Genomic DNA, 25,340 nt, shown 5'->3' with positions numbered 1-25,340 from the left:
AGCACCCGCACCAGCGTTCACCACCGCGGCCAGACACCAGTATCTTGATCTCAAAGGTCACCAAACTGGTGCCTGGCCGTATTGGCTCCCAAGGGCCATTGCTGAGACACTCTTAGCTAGTTCGGGTGCGAACGGGGGTGCCGACCAGGCACCCTGGTTGCCCACTCGCCACGCGTGACCGATTGCTAGAAGGAAGGCCGAGCGATGCCGTTGTTCCGGTTGGGAGACCACGGGTCGGCTGTTGCCGAAATACGTGCCATCCTCGCTGGCCAGGGCTTCTTGACCGACGCGCCTCTGCCGACGGGACGGCTCGTGGACCCCAACGGTTGGGCACTGCCCGAGGCTGTGTTCGATGTCGCGACAGATCAGGCGGTGCGCGCATTCCAGCAGCAGCGCGGCCTGCTCGTCGATGGTGTTGTCGGCCCGGCCACCTTCGGCGCGCTTCGCGAATCCTCTTACCGCCTGGGTGCCCGCGTGCTGTGCTACCTCACGTCGGCGCCCATGCACGGCGACGACGTGGCAACACTGCAGTCCCGGCTGCAGAACCTGGGTTTCTACACCGGTCTTGTCGACGGGCACTTCGACGTCGACACCCACAACGCCCTCCGCAACTATCAGGGCGACTACGGACTCAATCCGGACGGCATCTGCGGCCCGGCGACTCTGCGATCGCTCAAACAACTCGGAACCCGCGTCACCGGAGGTTCGCCCCACGCCATTCGTGAAGAAGAACACGTCCGCCGTCGCGGACCGCAGCTGTCCGGCAAGCGGATCGTCATCGATCCGGGCTCCGGAGGCGACCATCCCGATGCCGATCCCGCAGAGTCGGCCATCGAAGCCGAGATCTTGTGGGATCTCAGCGACCGCCTCGTGGGTCGCATGACGGCCGCCGGTATGGAGACCTTCGTATCCCGGCGCGAAGACGAGAACCCCACCGACGAAGAGCGTGCCGGTACCGCCAACGCCATCGGCGCTGATCTGCTGATCGCCCTGCGGTGTGCGCATTACCCCAACAGTCGCGCGAGCGGCGTGGCGAGTTTCCATTACGGGACCACCCACGGCTCGTCGTCGACCATCGGACGCTCGCTGTCAGGCTTCATCCAGCGCGAGATCGTTGCCAGGACGGATCTGCGTGACTGCCGCTCGCACGAGCGCACGTGGGAGATCCTGCGGCGCAGTCAGATGCCGGCCGTACAGCTCGACATCGGCTACATCAGCAATCTTCATGATGCGACCCAACTCAGTGATCCAGCGGTACGTGACACGATCGCCGAAGCGATCCTGGTGGCCGTCAAGCGGCTGTACCTTCTGGGTCGCGACGATCAGCCCACCGGCACGTACACCTTCGCCGAACTACTCGCCTCGGAGCAAGTGGCGCGCTGAGCCGACCGGCACTGCGGTCCGCTCTCGGCCGGCCACATCGATGGCCGCCATCACCACCAGCTTTTCCAGCGCACTCTCGACGCCCGCCTTCCAACCGAGGTCGTTGTCGAGTGCGAGCCGCAATCTCGGGTAGCGGTGGTGAGCGGACACGACGTCGAAGCCTTCGCCCTTCAGGAAGTGCGCGTCGATCATGCACCGCGGGCAGATCGCGTCGTTCTCCGGATCCTCGTTCGGACCGGTGTGCGCCGACCGGACGATACCGAACGCCTCGATGGCGCGAACCCCACGCCGGGTGAGATCAACGATCACCGCTTGAGTCAGTGCGGCGGCTGCTTCGTCATGGCCGGGGTCGACCCAGAGCGAATTCAAGATGACCGCATCTGCCGACACCGGTGAGGTAGGGAAGAGCAGGGACCTCGGGACGCTCCTCGGTGGGCCGTAGAACGCCGCACCGACGACCTTGCCGGTGTGCCGACTCACGGCGAGCTGTCCGCAGGTACCCCACTCGAGCAGGATCATCGAGACCCAGGCTTCTTTGTCGAACTCGCTCTCGAATGCGACCCCGCCCGGGTTGTCCGGGATGAGGTTCGGATCCATCTCCCAGAAAACACAACGTCGACTGTGCGAGGAGAGATTTTCGAATCCGTCCATCGTCAGTGGCGCTATCGTTACCGACACGGCACCGACGCCTTTCCTTCAAATCGCCCGGTTCCGGCACCGATGAGATCTTCCCGGCGCCCGAATCGACCGAAAACTGCTGCGAACACGCTCCAGCATATGCGATCGCGCAGATCCGCTTGCGGTGAGCGGTCGCGGAGTCGAAATCGGTTGCCGGATAGAGGATTCGACGCATTCGAAGGCCCGAACACCAGTCCTTTGTCACTGTGACGTTTTAGCCGCATACCTGCGTACGCGGAAATACGCGGCGAAGTTTTCACTTTTGGGCGATGATCTCGACAAGCCGTTCGAGGTCGCCAACCGACCCGAATTCGACAGTTATTTTCCCTTTTCGCTTCCCCATGGCCACCGTCACCCGAGTGTCGAGCTTGTCCGAGAGCCGCTCCGCGACGTCTTGGAGGCCGGGCATCTGCATCGGTTTACGCTTCGGCGAGGGGGGAGTGGTCTTGCCGTCACCGCGGTTGGCAAGCGTCACCGCCTCCTCGGTCGCCCGGACGGACATCCCCTCGGCGATGATCTTGGCGGCCAGTGCCTCCTGGGCATCGGCACCCGCATCGAGTGAGAGCAATGCGCGTGCGTGACCGGCAGACAGGACACCGGCCGCAACGCGGCGCTGAACCGGGATCGGCAAACGGAGCAACCGGATCATGTTGGTGATCACCGGCCGCGAACGGCCGAGTCGACTCGCCAGTTCATCGTGGGTGACGCCGAACTCTTCGAGCAACTGCTGATACGCCGCTGCTTCCTCCAGGGGGTTCAACTGCACTCGGTGGATGTTCTCCAGCAGCGCGTCGCGCAACATGTCGCCATCGGCGGTCTCGCGAACGATCGCCGGGATCGATTCGAGCCCGGCTTCCTGGCTGGCGCGCCACCGGCGCTCGCCCATGACGAGCTGGTATTCGGCACCGCCGTCGGGCTCGGGCAGCCGGCGTACCACGATCGGCTGCATGAGCCCGAACTCGCGGATCGAGTGCACCAGCTCGGCCAGCGCCTCTTCGTCAAAGGCGGTACGCGGTTGTTGCGGATTGGGCTGAATCAGGGTCGGGGGGATCTCCCGATACACCGCGCCCACCTCATCGACGCCTCGCGGATCGGTCACCGTCGGGGGAGTGGGCACCGGCGCATTCGCGCTCTGCTGCTCGGTATCCGCCAGTCGATTGGCTGCCCCGAACATCACATCAGTGGCCGCAGATCCCATACGAGGGCCCTCTGTGGGACCCGTCGGAATCAGTGCGGCGAGCCCACGGCCAAGGCCGCCCTGTCGTTTTGTCAGCCGCGCGCCGGCGCCCTTGGCCGGCGGCTTTCCGGCGCCACTTTCCTTGTTCGCTCCCGGATCGCTCACGACCGTCCCTCCTCTTCTCGTTCCGAACGCAACGCAAGTTCTCGTCCAGCGTCGAGGTAACTCATCGCTCCACGTGAACCCGGGTCGTACTCGATGATCGTGGTGCCGTATCCAGGCGCCTCCGATACCTTCACGCTCCGGGGTATGACGGCGTTGAGTACCCGGTCGCCGAAGTGCTCACGTACGCTCGCCGCCACCTGATCGGCTAGTTTGGTCCGACCGTCGTACATCGTCAGCACGACGGTCGACACGTGCAGCTCGGGGTTCAGGTGCGCCTGGACGAGGTTGATGTTCGACAGCAACTGACTGACACCCTCCAACGCGTAGTACTCGCACTGGATCGGGATCATGACCTCGCGCGCGGCAACCATCGCATTGATGGTCAGCAGTCCCAAAGACGGTGGGCAGTCGATCAGGACGAAGTCGAAGTCGTACTTCTCGAGCGTCGCTTTGTCCAGAGCATTGCGAAGGCGGTTTTCTCGAGCGACCATCGAGACCAGTTCGATCTCCGCGCCTGCGAGATCGAGCGTTGCCGGAACGCAGAAGAGGTTCTCGTTGCTCGCGCTTTGCACGATCGTGTCTGCGAAGTCGACCTCACCGATCAGCAACTCGTAGACCGAGGGGATGCCTGACCGATGGTCGACGCCGAGGGCAGTACTGGCGTTGCCCTGTGGATCGAGGTCGATGACCAGAACACGTAGCTGATGCACAGCGAGGGCAGCGGCCATGTTCACCGCGGTGGTCGTCTTACCCACGCCACCCTTCTGGTTCGCGATCGTGATGATGCGGGTGTGCCGCGGTCGAGGGAGGGCTCCGCTGCCTCCCGGGGTCAACACGCGGCTGGCCCGTTCGGCCGCCGCGGCAATTGGGGTGTCGTCGTGTGGTTGGGGTCTTGCCTCATACGCGCTGGTTCCACGTGAAACAGTTTCACGTGAAACATGCGATTCGTTGGACACGCTGTCACTCCTTCGGCTACGCCTGCTGAACATTCTGCGCTCTGTCACCGACGACCACCAACCCGCGTCGCCAACACCACAGTTGTCGGCGTCGGCAGTGCATCCGTGCCGCATTGTGCAACCCGAAGTCCGGACAAACCGATACGACCCAGCGTCCCGAGGTGGGTGGCTATTTCCTCGGCAGCCGACGAACCCTTGATCGCAATCAACCGTCCGCCGGGCCGCAGCAGGGGAGTGGAACACTTGCCCAGACGATCGAGCGGGGCCACCGCGCGCGACGTGACAACGTCGGCACGCCCCGCGATCTTCACCACCGATTTCTCTTCTGCACGTCCCCGAATCACCCGGACATCGATTCCGAGCTCACTCACCACCTCTTCGAGAAAAGTGGCGCGTCGAAGTAGCGGTTCGACCAAGGTCATCTGGACAGTCGGCTTCGCAATCGCAACTGCGATACCTGGCAGCCCTGCTCCGCTGCCGATGTCGACCACCGACTCCCCGTCCTCGAGCAGTTCGGCGATCACAGCACAGTTCAGGATGTGCCGTCCCCAGAGCCGGTCAACCTCGCGCGGTCCGATCAGTCCCCGCTCGAGACCGGCGTTCGCAAGCGCCTCCCAGTACTTCTCAGCAGTCGGCAGTCGGTCTGCAAACACCGATGCTGCTGCCGATCGGAGTTGGTCCCCACCCTCGCCCTCGAACTCAGCGGTCATCCGGTCCTCCGTTTCACGTGAAACATAACTATCACCCACACCGTCCGGGGGAGCCCGGGACGGTCTGTAAACAACACCGTTGTAACTATGCCTGGAGATAGCAGTGGGCCCCGGCGACACCGCCGGGGCCCACTGCGTCAGTTGTGCGAATCAGCCCTTCAGGACAACGACTCGTCGATTGGGCTCTGTGCCCTCGCTCTCGGAGTACACGCCGTCGACGGCAGCCACCGCGTCATGCACGATCTTCCGTTCGAACGGAGACATGGGATCGAGTTCTTCACGCTCCCCGCCGTCACGCACGCGCTCGGCAACCTCATTGCCCAGCCGAGCAAGGCGCTCACGACGGTCGGCACGCCAGCGGGCGACGTCGAGCATCAAACGGCTACGGTCGCCCGTGGTCCGCTGAACCGCGAGACGGGTCAGCTCCTGGAGCGCGTCGAGGATTTCACCGTTCTTGCCGACCAACTTCACGAGATCGGATCCACCGTCGATGCTGACAATCGCGCGGTCCCCATCGACGTCGAGATCGATGTCGCCGTCGAAGTCGAGGACGTCGAGCAACTGCTCGAGATAGTCGCCCGCGATCTCGCCTTCTTCGACGAGTCGCTCCTCGTCGGTCATACCGGAGTCGTCCGAGTCCGCATCGTCTGCCGCGGTCACGGTCTCGGTCTCCGCTGTCTCACCGTCCACCGGCAGTTGCCCGGTCGGCTGCTCGTCGGCCGCCGGCTCGTCGATCAATTCCTCGACCACCGCATCCTTGGTCTCTGCACTCATCGAACTTCCCTCGCTTTGCACTCTTCGGGGTACTGACCGGTCATGGGTCAGCGCCGCTTCTTACGTCGTTGCTGGTTCCCGCCGCGTCCTCCGCCGGGCCCTGTGGCCGGACGTCCGCCTGTCGGTTTCTTCGCGCCATTGGAACTGGGGGAGCCGGTTGCTTTCGGCTTCTCCGGAGACGTGGCTGTCTCCTCCGATTCCTCTGACGAAGTATCTGCACCCGCTGCCGCCGCACTGCCCTTCGACATGTCCACCGTCTGCGACTCCGACTTACCGGCCGGCTTCGACTTGTCCGCCGGCTTCGCTCCGGGTTTGGGCTTGGTCGTGACCGCTTTCGCCGCCTGAGGTCTGGCGCCCGGCTTCGGTGCGTTGTTTGACCGCTTCTCGAGTTTTGCGGCCTTCTCGGCTTCTTCTTCCTTCTCGATGTTTCCGAAGACGATGTGCTGCTGCACATAGGTCCAGAGGTTGTTCGAGACCCAGTAGAGAAGAATCGCGACCGGGAAGAAGGCGCCTGACACGAGGATGCCCAGGGGGAAGACGTACAACGCGAGGTTGTTCATGATCCGCGTCTGCGGATTCTCCATGGCAGCTTCGCTCTGCCGCGCCACGGAGGCCCGCGAGTTCATGTGCGTGGCGATCGACGAGATGATCACGAGCGGGATCACCAAGATGATGATGTTCAGACGCGTGAAGTCGACCGGTTCCCCGGGAGGACTGAAGGCGACCCACTCGGAGGTCGGCTGAATGATGTACGACGAGAGAGGAACGCCGAAGAGCCGAGCATCCAGGAAATTCTGGACCTGATCGACATTGAAGATGTAGTTGCCGTACGACCGCGTCTCTTCAGCCGTCATGCCCAGCTGACCGAAACCGGTGCCCATTCGGTTGAACGAGCGCAGCACATGGAACAGCCCGATGAAGACGGGGATCTGAGCCAGCATCGGGAGACAACCGAGCAGGGGATTGAATCCGTGCTCCTTCTGGAGCTTCTGCATCTCCTCGGTCATCTTCACGCGATCTTTGCCGTACTTCTTACGGATCGCCTGCATCTGGGGCTGGATCTCTTGCATCTTCCGCGTGGTGCGGATCTGCTTGACGAACGGCTTGTACAGAATGGCGCGCAGGGTGAAGACCAGGAACACCACCGACAGGGCCCAGGCGATGCCGTCGCCACCCGGCGAGTTGGGCAGGAGGAAGCTGAACGCCTCGTACCATACCCACATGATGGCCGAGACCGGCCAGTAAATGAAATCGAGCACGCGTCAGTTCCTCACTGTTACAACAAGATCCGGCTCTTTGGCCGCGTTGGGGTCGAGTTCGGTAGGTTGCTGCCGGCAGGTGTGCTCGTCATCGGCGTTCCGGCGCTCAGGTATGGGGTCGTAACCCGGCTTGTGCCACGGTCCGCACTTGGCGAGACGGATCAGCGACAACAGTCCACCACGGAGTGCGCCGTACTCGGTCAGTGCCTCGACCGCATAGGTGCTGCACGTCGGTTCGAACCGACAGGTGGGCAGACGCATGGGGGAGACCCAGGTGCGGTAGAGCTCGATCAGGAAGATGATCGCTCGTCGCGGCCAGGTGGCGATGGACGACCTGCGCACGCCGGGGGGGTTTCCCATCACACAGTCGCCTCGATGCGACGCATCGCCGCGGACACTGCCGACGACAACTGCCGTTCGAGATCTGGTTGCGAGCAGTTCGCGCTACCGCCGAGTGCGCGCACCACGATCAGCGCTGCCGGATCGCAGTCCGCGAGGAGTCCTCGAGCGGCGGCGCGCAGTCGACGCGACACCGCGTGGCGAACCACCGAGTTGCCGACCGACTTGCCCACGATCAGCCCGAACCTCGGACCACCAAGGGTAATGAGGTCGGGCTGCGACGGCACCAACACATGCGCGATCACATCACGCCGACCAACCCGCACCCCTTGTTTGAGGATGCGGGTGAAGTCTGACCGCCGGGTGATCCGGTTCGGTGGTGCCAACACGATAAGTTGCGGCCGGCTACGCAGGCAGCGATACCGCGGCCGACTCAGGCCGTGAGACTCGCGCGTCCCTTGCGACGACGAGTGTTGACGATTGCGCGTCCTGCACGGGTACGCATGCGCAGCCGGAAGCCGTGCACACGTGCACGACGACGGTTGTTCGGTTGGAAAGTCCGCTTGCCCTTGGCCACGGCCAAATCTCCTCATGGTGACGGGCTCGCGTCATTGATTGAGCCCAGCTTGTTAATCGGTGGTCTGGTCGCTACCTCGATGCGTCGGCTACCTCCCAGCCCCCTTGCGGGTGCTGAAGATCAGTGGCCGGAATCGACGATCGGCGACCGTTCGAGACTACTGATGACCGGCATCAGGGTCAAACCGCGCGCGGATGCGCTAACCACCCGCGACCTGCGGCATCGAGGTACGACACGCCTGTTCTCAGGAGATTCTTGCCTTTACCTGCAACATGTGGTGTCCAGTTGTGGCGCCGCGCCGATCTCTGTTAACTTCACCCAAGCTATCCACCCGGGGCGGAATCGCGTTAACCCATCTGGGGTTCGCTGTGTCTTCCTATTGCTCCACACCTGTGGATAACGGTGTGGACAATTGGTGACGAACCACCAGGAGGGACGACCATGCCAGCGGATTCCGATCACGATTCCTTCAGCGTGATCTGGCACCAGGTTGTCAACGAGCTCAACGACGACACCGCAGGCAACCGGATTCCCCTGTCCAAACAGCAGAAGGCCTGGCTCTCACTTGTCCGGCCCCTGACCCTCGCCGAGGGGTTCGCACTCCTGACCGTGCCGACCCCCCGCGTTCAGGAACAGATCGAACGCGGACTCCGCGAGCCGATCGTCTCCGCACTCAGCCGCCATCTCGGGCATTCGGTCGATCTGGCCGTGCGTATCGATCCGATCGCCGCCGACTCGGTACTCGACGGCGCAGCCGACCTCGCCGAAGAAGACAGCCGTCCCCTTCCGGTGGACGACTACGGCAGTTCACGGCTCACGCGTCCCGACGGCTACGGACGCCCAGACATGCCCGGGCGAACCGATATGCCGGGACGAACCGACATCTCACCTCCGCCGGAGACCTTCGCCGACCGCGACCGCGACCTCGCCAGGGCCGGAGGCAACGGCGGTGAATGGTCGAGCTACTTCTCGGCCGACTCCTCATCGAAGTCCGATTCCAGTGGCGACTCGAGCCTCAATTCGAAGTACACCTTCGAGACCTTCGTCATCGGAGCCTCCAACCGGTTCGCACACGCGGCCGCGGTGGCGATCTCCGAAGCGCCGGCCCGCGCCTACAATCCGCTGTTCATCTGGGGTGAATCGGGCCTGGGCAAGACCCACCTGCTGCACGCGGCCGGCCACTACGCGCAGCGACTCTTCCCTGGGATGCGTGTCAAGTACGTCTCGACCGAAGAGTTCACCAACGACTTCATCAACTCGCTGCGTGATGACCGCCGGGTGGCGTTCAAGCGGCGGTACCGCGACATGGACGTGCTCCTCGTCGACGACATCCAGTTCCTCGAGGGCAAAGAAGGTATCCAGGAAGAGTTCTTCCACACCTTCAACACCCTGCACAACGCCAACAAGCAGATCGTGGTCTCCTCGGATCGACCTCCGAAACAGCTGGCAACCCTCGAAGACCGCCTCCGGACCCGCTTCGAATGGGGTCTGATCACGGACGTTCAGCCACCTGAGCTGGAAACCCGCATCGCCATCCTGCGCAAGAAGGCGCAGATGGACGACATCCGGGTACCCGACGACGTGCTCGAACTGATCGCCTCGAAAATCGAACGCAACATCCGCGAACTCGAGGGCGCACTGATCCGGGTCACGGCGTTCGCCTCGCTCAACCATTCCGAACTCGACACCGCACTCGCCGATGTCGTCTTGCAGGCCCTGCTGCCCGATTCGGCGAGCCTGGAGATCACTGCCGCCACCATTCTGGCGGTCAACGCGGAGTACTTCGACATCAGCATCGAGGAGCTCCGCGGACCGGGTAAGACCAGGTCGATCGCACAAGCTCGCCAGATCGCCATGTACCTGTGCCGCGAACTGACCGATCTCTCGCTGCCGAAGATCGGCGAGACCTTCGATCGTGACCACACGACCGTCATGTATGCGGACAAGAAGATCCGCAAGGAGATGGCCGAGCGTCGTCGTGTGTACGACCAGGTGCAGGAACTCACCGCGCGCATCAAACAGCGCTCACGCCGCTAGGCGCCCCGCCCTTTCACCGCGCCCTTTCACCGGGCTCTCACGCACGTCGAGCGTGCCCTTCGATGCATCGTCCGTGCCGTTGCGCGCCTTCATCGTGCCGTTGCTTGCACCGAGTCGGCGTCCCAAACGGCACGCTCGACGCGTCCCATCGCCCGCCGACGGCGCCACACTCTCAACCCAACGGCGGCCACACTCTCAACCCAACGATGAGACTTTGGATACGTTTCCGCCCGAATTACAACCTCGGCCCCGAGCAGATCTGCCTGTGCACAAGCCGGTGGATAACTACCGAAATCTGTGGATAGACAGTGCACCTTTCCCGAACCGAGGCGCCCTGTTCACATGCACGTCACGTTGGTGCACGACCGGCTGACATTTCGCCCCCAGGCCGCCGGCGCCGATACCAGCCGAATGTGCCGGTCATCCACAAATTCACAGGACCTATTACTACGAAGAATTTATCTCTCAACAAAGCTCTTTAAAAGCAAGGGTGTGCACAAGTCGTCTCCACAGGCATCGGCCTGGGCCGAATCACAAGAAGCCCAGACGACCCCATCGGCACCGAATACTTGTCATCCGCCTTAGAGTGGAGACCCTGGCGCACGCCGCCCGGTCGAAGACTGTCTTCGACCAAGCAGGCTCAGCTCGATCAACCAGAAGGGCAAGCTGAAGACAATGAAGTTTCGGGTGACTCGCGACGAGTTCGCAGATTCGGTCGCGTGGGTGGCACGTAGCCTGCCGAGCCGGCCTCCGGTGCCGGTCCTTGGTGGTGTGCTGCTGACGGTCACCGACACCGGTCTCTCGGTGTCGGGATTCGACTTCGAGGTCTCGGCGCAGGTCAACGTCTCGGCCGAGGTGGCAGACGAGGGCCAGGTGCTGGTGTCCGGCAAATTGCTTGCCGACATCACCCGCGCCCTCCCGGCGAAACCCGTGGACGTGCAACTCGACGGCACGCGCGTCGCGATCGTCTGCGGCAGTGCGAAGTTCTCGCTGCCGACGATGCCGGTCGAGGATTATCCGCAGCTGCCGGACGTCCCCGAGAACACCGGAGCCATCCCGTCGGACGTCTTCGCGGAGGCGATCACGCAGGTCGCGATCGCGGCCGGCAAAGATGACACGCTGCCGATGCTGACCGGCATCCGGCTCGAGATCGCGGGTGACACCGTGGTGCTCGCCGCGACGGACCGGTTCCGGCTCGCCGTTCGTGAGCTGACCTGGACCCCAGAAGTCCCCGACACCACCTCGGCGGTCCTCGTGCCCGCCAAGACCTTGGCGGAGGCGGCCAGGACCGCAGGTTCGGACGGCACCTCAGCCGTGGGACTGGCATTCGGCTCCGGTGGGAGCATCGGCGCAGACGGTCTGCTCGGCATCCTCGGCTCGGGACGGCGTACGACGACCCGTCTGCTCGATGCGGAGTTCCCGAAGTTCCGGCAGCTGCTGCCGCCGAGCCACACCTCGGTCGCCAACATCGAGATCGCTCCGCTGACCGAGGCGATCAAGCGCGTCGCACTGGTCGCCGAACGCGGCGCCCAGGTTCGACTCGAATTCGGTGAGGACACCGTGCTGCTGACGGCGGGCGGTGATGATGCAGGTCGCGCCGAGGAGCAGGTCGACGTGAAGTTCTACGGCGACCCGCTGACCATCGCCTTCAATCCGGGATATCTGCTCGACGGCCTCAGTTCGTTGCACGCCGCGACCGTCGACTTCGGGTTCACCACCCCGTCGCGTCCCGCGGTGCTGCGTCCGGGATCCGATGCCGAGCCCACCCCTGACGACAACGGCGCCTACGCCGCGCCGAACAGCGAGTACACGTACCTGCTGATGCCGGTCCGCCTGCCCGGCTGATCGTGTTCTGAACGACGGTGATCCGGACCGCACCCAAAGGTGAGCGGCACCGGCGCCGCTCGACAACAATGGTTGCAGCGGACACCGGACCGCAGTGAGACGTCATCGGCGAAGGAGTGATCGACCATGCAAATGGGTTTGGTGGGACTCGGCAAGATGGGTGGGTTCATGCGCACCCGTATCAAGGACGCAGGCATAGAGGTCGTCGGATTCGACCCGCGTCCTGAGGTCACCGACGTCGGCTCCCTCGCCGAACTCACCGAGGCGCTCGACGCGCCGCGGATCGTCTGGGTCATGGTTCCTTCCGGAGAGCCGACCAGGTCGACGGTGCGCACACTGTCGGAGACCTTGTCGCCGGGTGATCTGGTGATCGATGGCGGCAACTCGAAGTACACCGACGACGCGATCAATGCAGAACTGTTGAGCGCCAAGGGAATAAGCTACATCGACTGTGGTGTCTCGGGCGGTGTCTGGGGTCTGGAGAACGGCTACGGCCTGATGTGCGGCGGTGCGAAGGCAGACGTCGAGCGCGCCATGCCGATCTTCGACGCTCTGCGCCCGCCCGGTGAGCGTGCCGACGGGTTCGTCCATGCCGGGCAGGTCGGCGCAGGTCACTACGCCAAAATGGTGCACAACGGCATCGAGTACGGACTGATGCACGCCTACGGCGAGGGATACGAGATCCTCGACGCCGAACCGCTCATCGAAGATGTCACCGGTACGCTGCGCGCCTGGACCAATGGCACCGTGGTTCGGTCCTGGCTGCTCGAGCTGCTGGTCAAAGCGTTGCAGGAGGATCCCGGTCTGGCCGAGATCTCCGACTACACCACTGATTCCGGCGAGGGTCGCTGGACTGTCGAGGAGGCAATTCGGCATTCGGTGCCTGCCAACGTCATCTCCGCGGCATTGTTTGCGCGTTTTGCGTCGCGTCAAGAGGGCGGGTCACCCGCACTCAAGGCGGTCTCGGCCCTGCGCAACCAGTTCGGTGGCCATTCGGTGGTTCCCAAGTCCGCATCGTCGCAGTGAGCCCGCGGGAGTTGATCTGACGAGGTGTTCGTCCGTAACCTGAGCCTTCGCAACTTCCGCTCCTGGGAGGATGTGTCGGTCGAACTCGACACCGGCACAACTCTTTTCGTCGGACGAAATGGTTTCGGCAAGACCAATCTCCTCGAGGCGCTCTACTACCTCGCGGGGCTGCGGTCACATCGGGTGAGTACGGACGCGCCGCTCATCCGGACCGGGGCGGAGCAGGCGAAAGTATCCGCGACCGTGGAGAACGATGGTCGAGAACTGACCGTCGACCTGCTGATCGGTGGTGCGCGGGCCAACAAGGCCGCGATCAACGGGGCTCCGTGCCGGCGGCCTCGCGACATCCTCGGGATCCTGCGGACCGTGATGTTCGCCCCGGAGGATCTGGCGCTCGTCCGGGGCGATCCAGGCGAACGGCGCCGGTTCATCGACGAACTCATCGCGATGCGGGGACCCCGCTGGGCAGCTGCGAAGGCCGACTACGACCGGGTGCTCCGGCAGCGTGCCGCGCTGCTCAAGACCGCGTCGTCGGCACTGCGTCGCGGAGACGGGGACTCGGTGATCAGCACGCTCGATGTCTGGGATGCCCAACTCGCCGACTTCGGAGCGCAGGTCACCGCAGCCCGGATCGACCTGGTCCGTGAACTCGAACCCCATGTGCAACAGTCATATTCGACCATTGCACCGCAGTCGCGGCTGGCAAGCATGCGCTACCGCCCGTCGATCTCGGTGGACATAACGCCGCAGCAGGGGGAGTCGGCCGATGTCGAATACATCGAGGCAGCGATGCTGAGCGATCTCGCGAGCCTGCGTCAGAAGGAAATCGACCGGGGTGTGTGCCTGGTCGGACCCCACCGCGACGATGTCGATCTGTTGTTGGGGACCGAGACGGCGAAAGGATTCGCCAGCCATGGGGAATCGTGGTCGTTTGCGTTGGCCCTGCGACTCGGTTCGGTGGAATTGGTGCGCTCGGACGGGGTGGAGCCGGTACTTCTCCTCGACGACGTCTTCGCCGAACTCGACGCCCGCCGCCGCGAGAAGTTGGCTGACGTGGCCGGCACCGCCGAACAGGTCCTCATCACCGCGGCGGTGGCCGACGACATACCTGCCTCGATCGGCGGTAGGACGGTATCGGTGAACATCCACGAGGCAGATGGCGTCCGGACATCGGAACTGGTGAGCTGATCATGGTCGGTGAAGGAGAGCCCAGAGAACAGGGCAGCAGCGGGTACGACATGGCCCGCAAGGCGCTCGAAGATGCCCGCGCAGCAGCTCGGGCGGCAGGAAAATCCGTCGGTCAGGGACGCGCATCACCCAGTAAGAGGACGTCGGCACCGCGGCCTGCGGCACGAAGGGGCTGGACCGGTGCCGGTCCCGACGTTCATGATCCGCAGCCGATGGGCAGGGTCGCGGGCAACCTCGCAGGTCGCCGGGGCTGGAACTCCAAGATCTCCGAGGGCACGGTGATGGGTGCATGGGATCGCATCGTCGGGGCCGAGATCGCCGCGCACGCTCAGCCCAAGATGTTGCGCGACAAGGTTTTACATGTCACCGCTGAGTCGACTGCCTGGGCGACCCAGCTGCGGCTGATCCAGTCGCAGATCCTGGCGAAGATCGCGGCCGTGGCCGGCAACAACGTGGTCACCAGTCTGCGGATCACCGGACCGCAGAGTCCGTCCTGGCGCAAAGGTGAACGACACGTGAAGGGCCGCGGGCCCCGCGACACCTACGGCTGATGCCGGCGAGCGTCTGGTCGGTGCCGCAACGGGCGACGATTCCCGCCAGAGCGCCGTCGGCACGCCGAGAGCGTCGGTCGGACTAGGTGCAAACCGAAAAAATCCGTCTGTGGAGACATCAGGGGTGTTGCAGGGGTATTCCTTGTCGCGTGACCCAGTAGTATGTAGGGAGTTGCCCCGAACCGGGGTAGACCGCGACGTCGAGGGCCCCGGACACCGCAGCCGATACCGTGCTGCGCCGGTGCCAGTGGCGTGCGCGAATTCGATGGCGATGTAAGGAGCGGACGCACTCGTGGCCGACAGCACCGAACCCCAGCAGCCGGAACAACCGGAACAGCCGGAACCGACGAAGAAGACTCCGGCGAAGAAGAAGGGGAACGCCGAATACGGTGCGGATTCGATCAGCATCCTCGAGGGTCTCGAGGCGGTTCGCAAGCGTCCCGGTATGTACATCGGCTCTACCGGTGAGCGCGGGCTTCACCACCTGATCTGGGAAGTTGTGGACAACTCCGTCGACGAGGCGATGGCGGGTTACGCAACGCGCGTGGATGTCACCCTGCGGGCCGACGGAGCTGTCCAGGTCGTCGACGATGGCCGTGGCATCCCGGTGTCGATGCACAAGACGGGTGTGCCCACGGTCGAGGTCGTGATGACCCAGCTCCACGCCGGCGGCAAGTTCGACTCTGATTCGTACGCGGTGTCCGGTGGTCTGCACGGTGTCGGTATCTCTGTCGTGAACGCCCTTTCGACCACCGTCGAACTCGAGATCGCCCGGGATGGCTTCAATTGGTCGCAGACCTACTCCACTGCCGTCGCCGGTGAACTGAAGAAGGGCTCGCCCACCAAGAAGACCGGCACCACGGTGCGGTACTGGGCGGACGAGAAGATCTTCGAGACGACGGTCTACAACTTCGACACCATCGCTCGGCGCCTGCAGGAGATGGCCTTCCTGAACAAGGGCCTGACCATCACGCTGACCGACGAGCGCCCGGCCACGATCGAGGCCGGCGACGCCGAAGACGTCGAGGTCGCCGAGGCCCCCAAGTCCGAGGACGAGCTTGCCGAACAGGCCGCGAACACCGAGCTCGCCGACGAGATAGACGTTCCCGCCGACGTCCCGGTCGATTCCGAGGGCAAGCCCGAGGGGCGCAAGAACAAGAGCCGCACCCGGATCTATCACTACCCCGGTGGGCTCGAAGACTTCGTCCGGCACCTCAACAACGGTAAGACCGCCAGCAAGACCGCGATCCACAACTCGGTCATCGGGTTCACGGCCAAAGGCACCGGGCATGAGCTCGAGGTGGCGATGCAGTGGAACAACGGCTACTCCGAGTCGGTCCACACGTTCGCGAACACCATCAACACCCATGAGGGCGGTACCCACGAAGAGGGTTTCCGCTCTGCTCTCACCGCGACGGTCAACAAGTACGCCACCGAGAAGAAGCTGGTCAAGGACAAGGGCGACAAGCTCACCGGCGACGACATCCGTGAGGGTCTGGCCGCGGTGATCTCGATCAAGGTCTCCGATCCCCAGTTCGAAGGTCAGACCAAGACGAAGCTCGGTAACACCGAGGTCCGCAGCTTCGTGCAGAAGGTGAGCAACGAGCATCTCGCGCACTGGTTCGAGTCGAACCCCGCCGAGGCCAAGATCATCATCCGCAAGGCGGTCGAATCCGCCAACGCCCGCATGGCGGCCCGCAAGGCACGAGAGTTGGTGCGCCGCAAGAGCGCCAACGACATCGGTGGTCTTCCCGGCAAGCTCGCCGACTGCCGGAGCAAGGATCCGAGCAAGTGCGAGGTCTACATCGTGGAGGGCGACTCGGCCGGCGGTAGCGCCAAGTCCGGCCGCGACTCGATGTACCAGGCGATCCTGCCGATCCGCGGAAAGATCATCAACGTCGAGAAGGCGCGCATCGACCGCGTCCTCAAGAACACCGAGGTCCAGTCGATCATCACGGCATTCGGTACGGGCATCCACGACGAGTTCGACATCGCCAAGCTCCGCTATCACAAGATCGTGCTGATGGCCGACGCCGACGTCGACGGACAACACATCACGACGTTGCTGATGACCCTGCTGTTCCGCTTCATGCGTCCGTTGGTCGAGCACGGCTACGTCTACCTGGCGCAGCCGCCGCTCTACAAGCTCAAGTGGCAGAAGGGTGCTGCGCCTGAGTTCGCCTACTCCGACCGCGAACGTGATGGGTTGCTCGAGGCCGGTGCACAGGCCGGCAAGAAGATCAACAAAGAAGATGGCATCCAGCGGTACAAGGGTCTCGGCGAGATGAATGCCAAAGAGTTGTGGGAGACCACGATGGATCCTTCGGTGCGGGTGCTGCGTCAGGTCACGCTCGACGATGCCGCAGCCGCCGACGAACTGTTCAGTGTGCTGATGGGGGAGGACGTGGTGGCACGGCGCAGCTTCATCGCCCGAAACGCCAAAGACGTTCGCTTCCTGGACGTCTGACGCTTCTTCACCTGCCGAACCTGATACGACGAAAGTGAACTCATGACCGACACCTTGCCACCGGACAGTGGCGCCGGCGACCGCGTCGAACCCGTGGACATCCAGCAGGAGATGCAGCGCAGTTACATCGATTACGCCATGAGCGTGATCGTGGGCCGCGCGCTGCCCGAGGTCCGCGACGGCCTCAAGCCGGTACACCGCCGCCTGCTGTATGCCATGAACGATGCCGGATTCCGGCCCGACCGCAGCTACGTGAAATCTGCGAAACCCGTTGCGGAGACGATGGGTAACTATCATCCACACGGCGACTCCGCGATCTACGACGCGTTGGTCCGACTCGCGCAGCCCTGGTCGATGCGCTACCCGCTGGTCGACGGGCAGGGCAACTTCGGATCCCGCGGTAACGACGGCGCCGCCGCGATGCGTTACACCGAAGCCCGCCTGACGCCGCTGGCGATGGAGATGTTGCGTGACATCGGCGAGGAGACAGTCGATTTCACGCCGAACTACGACGGCAAGACCCAGGAACCCACGGTTTTGCCCTCGCGGGTTCCCAACCTGCTGATCAACGGCTCGAGCGGTATCGCGGTCGGCATGGCCACCAACATCCCGCCGCACAACCTCGGTGAGGTCGCCGACGCCGTCTTCTGGGCGCTCGACAACTACGAAGCCGACGAAGAGAGCACGCTCGCCGCCTGTATGGAGCGTGTCAAGGGACCCGACTTCCCCACATACGGACTGATCGTCGGTGGGCAGGGTATCCGCGACGCATACACCACCGGCCGAGGCAGCGTCCGTATGCGCGGCGTGGTTCGGATCGAGGAGAACAAGGGTGCGACCACCCTCGTGATCACCGAACTGCCCTATCAGGTGAACCCCGACAACATGATCCAGTCGATCGCCGAACAGGTGAACGAAGGAAAACTCAAGGGCATCAGCAGGATCGACGACGAGTCCTCGGACCGGGTCGGCATGCAGATCGTGGTCACCCTGCGCCGGGACGCCGTGGCGAAGGTGGTGTTGAACAACCTCTACAAGCACAGTCAGCTGCAGACCAGTTTCGGCGTCAACATGCTGTCCATCGTCGATGGTGTTCCGCGAACTCTGCGGCTGGATCAGATGATCCGGTTCTACGTGGAGCACCAGATCGATGTCATCATCCGACGTACCCGCTACCGGCTGCGTAAAGCCGAAGAGCGCGCGCACATCCTGCGCGGTCTCGTCAAAGCCCTTGACGCCCTTGATGAAGTCATCGCTTTGATCCGTCGGTCCCAGACCGTCGACCTCGCGCGCACCGGCTTGATCGACCTGCTCGACGTAGACGAGATCCAAGCCGACGCCATCCTGGCGATGCAGCTGCGCAGGCTCGCGGCCCTCGAGCGGCAGAAGATCATCGACGAGTTGGCCGAGATCGAGATCGAGATCGCGGACTACAAGGACATTCTCGCGAAGCCGGAGCGGCAGCGCGCGATCGTTCGCGACGAACTGGCCGAAATCGTCGAGAAGTTCGCAGATGAGCGCCGCACCAAGATCATCGCCGCAGACGGTGACGTCTCTGACGAAGATCTGATCGCCCGCGAGGACGTGGTCGTCACGATCACCGAGACGGGGTACGCCAAGCGCACCAAGACCGACCTGTACCGCAGTCAGAAGCGTGGCGGCAAGGGTGTGCAGGGCGCGGGTCTCAAACAGGACGACATAGTCCGGCATTTCTTCGTGTGCTCCACACACGACTGGATCCTGTTCTTCACCACCAAGGGCCGGGTGTACCGCGCAAAGGCGTACGAGCTTCCGGAGGCGAACCGCACCGCGCGCGGCCAGCATGTCGCCAACCTCCTGGCCTTCCAGCCGGAGGAGCGCATCGCGCAGGTCATCCAGATCAAGAGTTACGAAGACGCGCCCTACCTGGTACTCGCCACTCTCGGTGGACTGGTGAAGAAGTCCCGTCTGGTCGACTTCGACTCCAACCGCTCGGGCGGCATCTTCGCGATCAACCTGCGCGGAGAAGACGAACTCGTGGGCGCTCAGCTGTGCAGTGCCGACGACGATCTGCTGCTGGTCTCGACCAAGGGTCAGTCGATCCGGTTCTCCGCGACCGATGACGCACTGCGGCCGATGGGCAGGCAGACGTCCGGTGTGCAGGGCATGCGCTTCAACGATGAAGATCAGTTGCTGTCGTTGAACGTCGTACGCGATGACACGTATCTGTTGGTCGCGACCTCGGGTGGCTATGCCAAGCGGACCGCGATGACCGACTACCCGGTGCAGGGTCGCGGCGGCAAGGGCGTGTTGACCATCCAGTACGACAAACGCCGCGGCGCGCTGGTCGGAGCCCTCATCGTCGACGACGACAGTGAGCTCTACGCGATCACCTCCGGTGGGGGTGTGATCCGCACTGCTGCCAAGCAGGTACGCAAGGCGGGACGTCAAACCAAGGGCGTCCGCCTGATGAACCTGGGCGAAGGAACTACGCTCTTGGCTATCGCCCGTAACGCCGACGAACCGGATGAACTGGTCGAGACGGATAACGGGCCGGCCGGCAAGAAGTAGCAGTACGCAAGCGGAGCCCGATCAACGCTCCTCCTGCACGGAGGCGAGGCAAAGGAACGCATGAGCACACCCAACGAGCCGAACAAGCCGACTCAGACCCCGGCGGGTCAGGCGCCCAAGGCGCAGCCGGCGACTGGCGACAAGGAGTCCGGCAACGGGTCCCGGCCCGCGGTCTCCGTGCAGGAGTCGGCTGCGCGCTCGGGCGACGCCTCGGCCACGAAGGCGCAGCCCGCCGCGACGCCCCCCGCGCGCCCTGCAGGCAACGGACAGGGGCCGGGCGGGGTGCCCCCGTGGCAGCGGGCAGCGGGTCCGGGCACCCAGGGACCGCAGGGCGGCCCCGGTAAGCCGCCGCCGCCTGCGGGTAGCCAGCCGCCCCCGGGCGCCGGTGGCGGGCAGCAGCCCGGTGCGCCGGGACCGGGCCGTGGTCCCTCGGGACCACCTCCGGGCCGCGGCGCTCAAGGGCCGGGGGGTGTGTCGACGGGCAAACGTCCGGTGATCACCGGCACCGCTGCGCCCAAGCCGATCGACGGGCCGACCCGCAACATCGACCGTCGCGATCTGCCCCAGGAGGAGCTACCGGACCTCGACGCCATCCATCATCCCGAGGTGGCCGCGACCGGACCGTCGCGGTCGATCGAGGCCGTTCCGTCGCCCGGTGCGATGGGGGCCCTGCGGGCGTCGGTGCAGTTGCGCCGCATCGACCCGTGGTCTGCCTTCAAGGTCTCCGCGGTGCTGTCGGTGGCTTCCTTTTTCATCTGGATGATCGCTGTCGGTGTGTTGTATCTCATCCTCGACGGCATGGGCGTGTGGGATCAGCTGAACAACTCCTTCGGGACCCTGGTGTCGAGTGACACGACCACCGAGTCGTCGTTCGAGATCAGTGCCGGCGGTGTGTTCGGGATCGCGGCTCTCATCGGTGCGGTGAACGTGGTGCTCTTCACCGCGCTCGCGACCGTCGGTTCGTTCATTTACAACCTCTCGTCCGACCTCGTCGGCGGAATGGAGATCACCCTCGCGGACCGCGACTAGAGGCCGATCTGACCAGGCGTTTTGTTGCCTGGGCATTCGGTCGGGTAATCTCTGACTTCGGTTCACGGGCCTATAGCTCAGGCGGTTAGAGCGCTTCGCTGATAACGAAGAGGTCGGAGGTTCAAGTCCTCCTAGGCCCACCGTGACGACGAGTCAGAGAACGGGAAACCCCCCGAAAGGAGGGCGCGGTGAAGACAGTATTGGTCGCCGCGGCCGTACTCGCACTCATCGTCGCAGGCTTGCTCACAGAGTCTCGACGCAATATCGAGGTGTGGCACGGCCTACCCGAAGTCCAGTGAGAACTGGCACGGGGCCTTAGCTCAGTTGGTAGAGCGCTGCCTTTGCAAGGCAGATGTCAGGAGTTCGAATCTCCTAGGCTCCACAAGTGTTTGCACACGCACCCGTTGCGCGCCAGAGTGAGAAGTATGGAACTTCGCATTTTCGTCGAACCGCAGCAGGGTGCCACCTACTCCGATCAACTGGCCGTCGCACGCACGGCAGAGGCCGCAGGATTCGGAGCCTTCTTCCGATCGGATCACTATCTCGCGATGAACGTCGAGGGCAGTCCCGGACCGACGGACTCCTGGGTGACGCTGGCGGGACTGGCCCGCGAGACCAGCACGATCCGACTCGGCACCCTCGTCACCTCTGCGACCTTCCGGCACCCTGGGCCTTTGGCGATCGCAGTCGCCCAGGTGGATGAGGTGTCGGGTGGTCGGGTCGACTTCGGTTACGGAGCGGGCTGGTTCAGCGCCGAGCACGAGGCCTACGCCATTCCGTTCCCCTCACTCGGTGAGCGGTTCGACAAGCTGGAGGAGTCGCTTGCCGTGATCACCGGGCTCTGGAAGACGCCTGCCGGACAGACATTTTCATACACGGGCGACCACTACACCGTGAAAGACTCACCCGCCTTGCCGAAGCCCGCGCAGACACCGACACCGCCCATCGTGCTCGGCGGGCAGGGTAAAAAGCGGACTCCCGCGCTGGCGGCGCAGTACGCCGACGAGTTCAACGTCCCGTTCATCTCGGCTGAGCAGGCCCAGCAAGCCTTCGAGCGGGTGCGGCAGGCGTGCGAGGCCCAGGGCCGGGACGCAGGCGACATGGTCTACTCCGCGGCGCTGACGGTCTGTGCGGGCACCGACGACGCGGAGGTCGCCCGCCGCGCCGCGAACATCGGGCGTGACCTGACGGATCTACGCAAGGACGGACTGGCGGGGTCGCCCGCGGAGATCGTCGACAAGATCGGCAGCTACCGCGAGATCGGGGCGTCGAGAATCTATTTGCAGGTACTCGACATGTCCGACCTCGGTCACCTGGAGTTCATCGCGGACTCGGTGATGTCCCAGCTCTGACCGATCGGCCCCGACCGACCCCAGGGGTGTCAGTAGCCGAGTTCTTTGCGGCGGCGTGATTCGACGTCGCGCCGCCGCTGCTGTTCGGCGGAATCGATCCCTGAGGCGTCGACGTCGCCGGGCCCCGCCCAGATGCGGATCGCGCCGTACGCCATGGGCAGGAGGATGAACACCAGCCACGCCATCGGTACCCCGAGCGCCAACAGCAACAGGAACACCAGCACGGTGCCGCCGCCGGCGAACAGGTTCAGTGTTCGTACGACCTTCTCCCTGCGATCCGGGATCCGAGCCGGTGCGGATGCGGCCCGGGCTGCGGGAGTCAGTGCGGCGCTGCCATCACCCGGACCGAACGGGGTCGGCTCCGGTAGGTCGATGAACAATTCCGACAGCTCCGACCGCGTGCGTGCGGCGGTGACGGCATCGACGCGCTCCGAGTACTCGGCGTTGTCGAGGCGCCCGATGGTGTAATGCTCACCCAGCGCCTCGAGTGCAGTGGTGCGCTCGGCGTTACCTATTCGGATCTCGCGAGGCTTTTCTGAATCCATGGACCAATTCGACCACGGGCAGGCATGTTTCGACAGATGCCCGGTGCGTGTTCAGCTTCCCTTGCCGACGATGTACAGGTATCCGCCGAGAACCAGGACGCTTGCCGCGAGGTAGAGATAGCCGACCCAGAGTGCAGCCACCGCGAATGATGCGCCCTGCTCGCCGGTGCGGCGAATCTGCGCACGGGCGACGTGGCCGCAGACGATGCCGATCAGGAAGGTCAGCCCGATCACGGACAAGATCAAGGCGACGATGGCGGTGACGTTGGTCTTGTTCGTGCGGCGTACCGGCGCGGAATTCATCTCGGTTCCGGACTCCTCATCAGGTCCGCCGTACGTGTGTCGCGGCTCGTCGTTGCGGGTGTCGGCGGGGTCCGCGGTCTGGGAGTAGGCATTCGAGTTGGTGGAGTGGCCGGAGTTCGTAGGGAGGCCGGGGCTCGCTCCGATCCCGGCTGCCGGGCCGCTCAGAGGCGCGGGGGAGTACGGCGGCGGTGGCCTGCGTACGGGGGGAGGACCCATGCCCTGCGGTCCCGTGTTCTGCCGTCCCATGCCCTGGTGGGCCGGGCCCGGTGGCGCCGGCCGATAGGCGGGGGAAGGCCCCGTGGGCCCGCCCCGCTGCTCCCAGGCCGGAATCGGTTCGACCTCTCGCCGCCGGCGGCCCTCACCACTGTCATGACTCACGGGTCACACGGTACCTGCCGCGAGCAGGTCAGTTGCCGGACTGCCCGTTGGCCGAGGGAGTCGCCGGGTCGAGCGTTTTCGCTTCCTCGCCGGCAACGGGCACATCTGCCAGGCGCGGCGGCGCTGCGGCGACACTCGGTGGCTGGGGCCGCGTGCGCCGGGTGATCGAGAATGCTGCAGCCCCCGCGGCGAGCACGGCGACCGTGACCAACGCGATCTTGAGTCTGCGCCGTGACGCAGGCCGTGTGGTGGCCAGCTGGGCCGGCAGTGCATCGGCGAGGCCGGTGCGTTCGAGCGACGACACGATCGTCGGATTGGTGAGGTGGACCGGGAAGACGTCCGCGGCCTTCTCCAGGTAATCCGAGCCGCGTCGCCGGGCGTCAGCAGCGAGTTGTGCTTCGGTGGACAACGCCTGGGCGGTGAGTTTTCTCGCCCCGGCAGCGGATTTACGGATACCGGCGGCACTCAGTGCCACGACACGGTCGCGTACTGCCTTGACGTCGGATTCGAGCTTGCTCATGAATGCCTCCTATGGTCGAGCGCCGACTTGCACGCGCCCGGGTGGTCCGCCTCAGATGGGTCCACCCTAGTGACTTTCGGAGAAGTGGCACCATGGAGGCCGTGACCACAGCATTGAAAACCGCAACCGCGATCCTGCACACCAATAACGGTGACATCAGGATCGCCCTGTTCGGAAACCACGCACCCAAGACGGTTGCCAACTTCACCGGCCTGGCCGATGGCAGCAAGGACTACTCGAAGCCGAACGCTTCCGGTGGCGACGCGGGCCCTTTCTATGACGGCGCGGTCTTCCACCGCATCATCTCGGGCTTCATGCTCCAGGGCGGCGACCCCACCGGCACCGGTATGGGCGGCCCCGGATACGAGTTCGAGGACGAGTTCCACCCCGAGCTGACCTTCAGCCAGCCGTACCTGTTGGCCATGGCCAACGCCGGGCCCGGCACCAACGGTTCGCAGTTCTTCATCACCGTCGGCCCCACCCCTCACCTCAACCGCAAGCACACCATCTTCGGTGTGGTCGAGGATGACGAGTCCAAGAAGGTCGTCGACAAGATCGAGGCCGTGGCGACCGATCGCCGCGACCGCCCGCTCGAAGACGTGGTCATCCAGAAAATCACCATCGAGTCCTGATCGGTTCTATGTGACATTCCAGCCCCCGGTGCCCGGGCATCAATCGCCCCCGGCCCAGGTGTGCGTCCGGCACCCCGACCGTCGTACAGGACTCTCGTGTAGCCGGTGCGGCCGTCCGGCCTGCCCTGAATGTCTCCACCCGGCCGCAGTCGGCCAACATTGCGTCGACTGCGTCCGGGCGGCCGGTAATCGGGTCCCGAGGGCCCGCACCATCGGCGCCGCCAAGCCGTACGCCACCTACACCCTGCTCGCGGTGAATCTGGTCATCTTCGCGATCACCGCACTCCAGGCCCGCAGCATCACCGAACTGCGTTCGTCTGAGGTGTTCACCGAAGGCGCCCTCTGGGGACCCTTCATGGCCTCGGGTGAGTACTGGCGGCTGCTCACCGCAGGTTTTTTGCACTTTTCGTTGATCCACGTCGCGGTCAACATGTTCTCGCTCTACATTCTCGGCCGCGATGTCGAGATCACCCTCGGCACAGCACGATTCGTGGGGATCTACCTCACCTCACTGCTCGGTGGCAGCGCGCTGGTGATGCTCTTCGAGAATCCGCTGGCGATCAACGCCGGTGCTTCCGGTGCGATCTTCGGTCTGATGGGCGCCACCCTCGTGGTGGTCCTCAAGGCCAAGATCCCGGCCGGGATGGTTCTCGGGGTGATCGGCATCAATGTGGTGCTGTCGCTGACCATCCCGAACATCTCCCTGTGGGCTCACATGGGCGGCCTGTTCTTCGGAGCCGCCGCTGCCGCCGGAGTCCTCTACGGTCCCGAACTGCTGCCCGCCGCGAAGAAGAACTCACGTAACGCCGCAGCGATCGGTTGGATCGTGATGGGCGCACTCATCATCCTCGCGCTGGTACTCAGCGTCGCCCGCGCCCAGACACTCTGACCGGCGCGAC

General features: G+C 64.3%; 24 protein-coding genes and 2 tRNA genes. 14 read left to right on the top strand and 12 right to left on the bottom strand.

Annotation, left to right across the window (positions count from 1 at the left end):
* Positions 1-204: 204 nt before the first annotated feature.
* Complete coding sequence (locus DFR67_RS08715; protein ID WP_110469128.1) at positions 205-1,383, top strand: N-acetylmuramoyl-L-alanine amidase; 1,179 nt, start codon at positions 205-207, stop codon at positions 1,381-1,383.
* Here DFR67_RS08715 and DFR67_RS08710 read toward each other — a convergent pair.
* The 9 genes from DFR67_RS08710 to rpmH form a co-directional block, all read right to left on the bottom strand.
* Positions 1,354-2,061: a hypothetical protein gene (locus tag DFR67_RS08710; RefSeq protein WP_110469127.1), complete on the bottom strand. Its 708-nt coding sequence runs from the start codon at positions 2,059-2,061 to the stop codon at positions 1,354-1,356. The genes DFR67_RS08715 and DFR67_RS08710 overlap by 30 nt on opposite strands.
* Before the next feature lie 256 nt (positions 2,062-2,317).
* On the bottom strand, positions 2,318-3,334 hold the full coding sequence (locus tag DFR67_RS08705) for a ParB/RepB/Spo0J family partition protein (RefSeq protein WP_110469249.1): 1,017 nt from the start codon (positions 3,332-3,334) through the stop codon (positions 2,318-2,320).
* A gap of 65 nt (positions 3,335-3,399) precedes the next feature.
* On the bottom strand, positions 3,400-4,392 hold the full coding sequence (locus tag DFR67_RS08700) for a ParA family protein (protein WP_110469126.1): 993 nt from the start codon (positions 4,390-4,392) through the stop codon (positions 3,400-3,402).
* Positions 4,393-4,403: 11 nt separating this feature from the next.
* Positions 4,404-5,069, bottom strand: coding sequence for a 16S rRNA (guanine(527)-N(7))-methyltransferase RsmG (gene rsmG, locus DFR67_RS08695; RefSeq protein WP_110469125.1), 666 nt, complete (start codon positions 5,067-5,069; stop codon positions 4,404-4,406).
* Between the two features lie 150 nt (positions 5,070-5,219).
* Positions 5,220-5,843: a Jag family protein gene (locus DFR67_RS08690; protein ID WP_110469124.1), complete on the bottom strand. Its 624-nt coding sequence runs from the start codon at positions 5,841-5,843 to the stop codon at positions 5,220-5,222.
* A gap of 47 nt (positions 5,844-5,890) precedes the next feature.
* On the bottom strand, positions 5,891-7,102 hold the full coding sequence (yidC, locus tag DFR67_RS08685; RefSeq protein WP_110469123.1) for a membrane protein insertase YidC: 1,212 nt from the start codon (positions 7,100-7,102) through the stop codon (positions 5,891-5,893).
* Positions 7,103-7,105: 3 nt separating this feature from the next.
* The gene (gene yidD / locus DFR67_RS08680) at positions 7,106-7,462 is read right to left on the bottom strand and encodes a membrane protein insertion efficiency factor YidD (protein ID WP_110469122.1); all 357 of its coding nucleotides are present in this window, start codon (positions 7,460-7,462) and stop codon (positions 7,106-7,108) included.
* Complete coding sequence (gene rnpA, locus DFR67_RS08675) at positions 7,462-7,827, bottom strand: ribonuclease P protein component (protein WP_211324974.1); 366 nt, start codon at positions 7,825-7,827, stop codon at positions 7,462-7,464. Before rnpA ends, yidD begins: the two co-directional genes overlap by 1 nt.
* Positions 7,828-7,874: 47 nt before the next feature.
* The gene (rpmH, locus tag DFR67_RS08670; protein WP_084837894.1) at positions 7,875-8,018 is read right to left on the bottom strand and encodes a 50S ribosomal protein L34; all 144 of its coding nucleotides are present in this window, start codon (positions 8,016-8,018) and stop codon (positions 7,875-7,877) included.
* 441 nt (positions 8,019-8,459) lie between these two features.
* Here rpmH and dnaA point away from each other — a divergent pair, with 441 nt between their 5' ends.
* The 11 genes from dnaA (at position 8,460) to DFR67_RS08615 (ending at position 22,063) form a co-directional block, all read left to right on the top strand.
* Complete coding sequence (gene dnaA / locus DFR67_RS08665; protein WP_110469121.1) at positions 8,460-10,055, top strand: chromosomal replication initiator protein DnaA; 1,596 nt, start codon at positions 8,460-8,462, stop codon at positions 10,053-10,055.
* A gap of 675 nt (positions 10,056-10,730) precedes the next feature.
* Entirely contained in the window at positions 10,731-11,900 is a 1,170-nt protein-coding gene (gene dnaN, locus DFR67_RS08660; RefSeq protein ID WP_110469120.1) for a DNA polymerase III subunit beta, read from the top strand.
* A 126-nt stretch (positions 11,901-12,026) separates the two neighbouring features.
* Positions 12,027-12,926, top strand: coding sequence for a phosphogluconate dehydrogenase (NAD(+)-dependent, decarboxylating) (gnd, locus tag DFR67_RS08655; RefSeq protein WP_110469119.1), 900 nt, complete (start codon positions 12,027-12,029; stop codon positions 12,924-12,926).
* 24 nt (positions 12,927-12,950) lie between these two features.
* Positions 12,951-14,114, top strand: coding sequence for a DNA replication/repair protein RecF (gene recF / locus DFR67_RS08650; RefSeq protein ID WP_110469118.1), 1,164 nt, complete (start codon positions 12,951-12,953; stop codon positions 14,112-14,114).
* A 2-nt stretch (positions 14,115-14,116) separates the two neighbouring features.
* Complete coding sequence (locus DFR67_RS08645) at positions 14,117-14,665, top strand: DUF721 family protein (protein ID WP_110469117.1); 549 nt, start codon at positions 14,117-14,119, stop codon at positions 14,663-14,665.
* 400 nt (positions 14,666-15,065) lie between these two features.
* The gene (gene gyrB / locus DFR67_RS08640; protein WP_245937843.1) at positions 15,066-17,132 is read left to right on the top strand and encodes a DNA topoisomerase (ATP-hydrolyzing) subunit B; all 2,067 of its coding nucleotides are present in this window, start codon (positions 15,066-15,068) and stop codon (positions 17,130-17,132) included.
* 42 nt (positions 17,133-17,174) lie between these two features.
* Complete coding sequence (gyrA, locus tag DFR67_RS08635) at positions 17,175-19,682, top strand: DNA gyrase subunit A (protein ID WP_110469115.1); 2,508 nt, start codon at positions 17,175-17,177, stop codon at positions 19,680-19,682.
* A 60-nt stretch (positions 19,683-19,742) separates the two neighbouring features.
* Positions 19,743-20,711 carry a DUF3566 domain-containing protein gene (locus tag DFR67_RS31370; protein ID WP_110469114.1) on the top strand — a complete coding sequence of 323 codons (969 nt, stop codon included), beginning with the start codon at positions 19,743-19,745 and terminating at the stop codon, positions 20,709-20,711.
* Between the two features lie 66 nt (positions 20,712-20,777).
* Positions 20,778-20,851: transfer RNA gene (locus DFR67_RS08625), tRNA-Ile, on the top strand.
* A gap of 169 nt (positions 20,852-21,020) precedes the next feature.
* A tRNA-Ala gene (locus DFR67_RS08620) sits at positions 21,021-21,093 on the top strand.
* 43 nt (positions 21,094-21,136) lie between these two features.
* Complete coding sequence (locus tag DFR67_RS08615) at positions 21,137-22,063, top strand: LLM class F420-dependent oxidoreductase (RefSeq protein WP_110469113.1); 927 nt, start codon at positions 21,137-21,139, stop codon at positions 22,061-22,063.
* A 29-nt stretch (positions 22,064-22,092) separates the two neighbouring features.
* Here the strand turns inward: DFR67_RS08615 and DFR67_RS08610 are convergent, their stop codons facing one another.
* The 3 genes from DFR67_RS08610 to DFR67_RS08600 are packed head-to-tail and all read right to left on the bottom strand — an operon-like array spanning position 22,093 to position 23,809.
* A complete protein-coding gene (locus tag DFR67_RS08610) occupies positions 22,093-22,608 on the bottom strand; it encodes a DUF1707 SHOCT-like domain-containing protein (RefSeq protein WP_110469112.1) in 516 nt (171 codons plus the stop codon).
* 51 nt (positions 22,609-22,659) lie between these two features.
* Entirely contained in the window at positions 22,660-23,289 is a 630-nt protein-coding gene (locus DFR67_RS08605) for a DUF4190 domain-containing protein (RefSeq protein ID WP_146240402.1), read from the bottom strand.
* Between the two features lie 28 nt (positions 23,290-23,317).
* A complete protein-coding gene (locus DFR67_RS08600) occupies positions 23,318-23,809 on the bottom strand; it encodes a hypothetical protein (RefSeq protein WP_110469110.1) in 492 nt (163 codons plus the stop codon).
* A gap of 92 nt (positions 23,810-23,901) precedes the next feature.
* Here DFR67_RS08600 and DFR67_RS08595 point away from each other — a divergent pair, with 92 nt between their 5' ends.
* The gene (locus DFR67_RS08595; protein ID WP_211324973.1) at positions 23,902-24,441 is read left to right on the top strand and encodes a peptidylprolyl isomerase; all 540 of its coding nucleotides are present in this window, start codon (positions 23,902-23,904) and stop codon (positions 24,439-24,441) included.
* Between the two features lie 58 nt (positions 24,442-24,499).
* The gene (locus tag DFR67_RS08590; RefSeq protein WP_245937841.1) at positions 24,500-25,330 is read left to right on the top strand and encodes a rhomboid family intramembrane serine protease; all 831 of its coding nucleotides are present in this window, start codon (positions 24,500-24,502) and stop codon (positions 25,328-25,330) included.
* Positions 25,331-25,340 lie beyond the last annotated feature (10 nt).

This window comes from Williamsia limnetica (genome assembly GCF_003217475.1).
Classification (GTDB): Bacteria; Actinomycetota; Actinomycetes; order Mycobacteriales; family Mycobacteriaceae; genus Williamsia; species Williamsia limnetica.
The sequence above is the reverse complement of the archived record's forward strand: the minus strand, read 5'-3'. Positions and strand labels throughout refer to the sequence as shown.

Excerpts from the sequence above, each read along its gene's own strand:
- DFR67_RS08715 (WP_110469128.1), top strand. The coding sequence starts at position 205 with ATGCCGTTGTTCCGGTTGGGAGACCACGGGTCGGCTGTTGCCGAAATA.
- DFR67_RS08700 (WP_110469126.1), bottom strand. The coding sequence starts at position 4,392 with ATGTTCAGCAGGCGTAGCCGAAGGAGTGACAGCGTGTCCAACGAATCG.
- rsmG (WP_110469125.1), bottom strand. The coding sequence starts at position 5,069 with ATGACCGCTGAGTTCGAGGGCGAGGGTGGGGACCAACTCCGATCGGCA.
- DFR67_RS08690 (WP_110469124.1), bottom strand. The coding sequence starts at position 5,843 with ATGAGTGCAGAGACCAAGGATGCGGTGGTCGAGGAATTGATCGACGAG.
- yidD (WP_110469122.1), bottom strand. The coding sequence starts at position 7,462 with ATGGGAAACCCCCCCGGCGTGCGCAGGTCGTCCATCGCCACCTGGCCG.
- dnaA (WP_110469121.1), top strand. The coding sequence starts at position 8,460 with ATGCCAGCGGATTCCGATCACGATTCCTTCAGCGTGATCTGGCACCAG.
- dnaN (WP_110469120.1), top strand. The coding sequence starts at position 10,731 with ATGAAGTTTCGGGTGACTCGCGACGAGTTCGCAGATTCGGTCGCGTGG.
- gnd (WP_110469119.1), top strand. The coding sequence starts at position 12,027 with ATGCAAATGGGTTTGGTGGGACTCGGCAAGATGGGTGGGTTCATGCGC.
- DFR67_RS08645 (WP_110469117.1), top strand. The coding sequence starts at position 14,117 with ATGGTCGGTGAAGGAGAGCCCAGAGAACAGGGCAGCAGCGGGTACGAC.
- gyrA (WP_110469115.1), top strand. The coding sequence starts at position 17,175 with ATGACCGACACCTTGCCACCGGACAGTGGCGCCGGCGACCGCGTCGAA.
- DFR67_RS31370 (WP_110469114.1), top strand. The coding sequence starts at position 19,743 with ATGAGCACACCCAACGAGCCGAACAAGCCGACTCAGACCCCGGCGGGT.
- DFR67_RS08615 (WP_110469113.1), top strand. The coding sequence starts at position 21,137 with ATGGAACTTCGCATTTTCGTCGAACCGCAGCAGGGTGCCACCTACTCC.
- DFR67_RS08610 (WP_110469112.1), bottom strand. The coding sequence starts at position 22,608 with ATGGATTCAGAAAAGCCTCGCGAGATCCGAATAGGTAACGCCGAGCGC.
- DFR67_RS08600 (WP_110469110.1), bottom strand. The coding sequence starts at position 23,809 with ATGAGCAAGCTCGAATCCGACGTCAAGGCAGTACGCGACCGTGTCGTG.
- DFR67_RS08595 (WP_211324973.1), top strand. The coding sequence starts at position 23,902 with ATGGAGGCCGTGACCACAGCATTGAAAACCGCAACCGCGATCCTGCAC.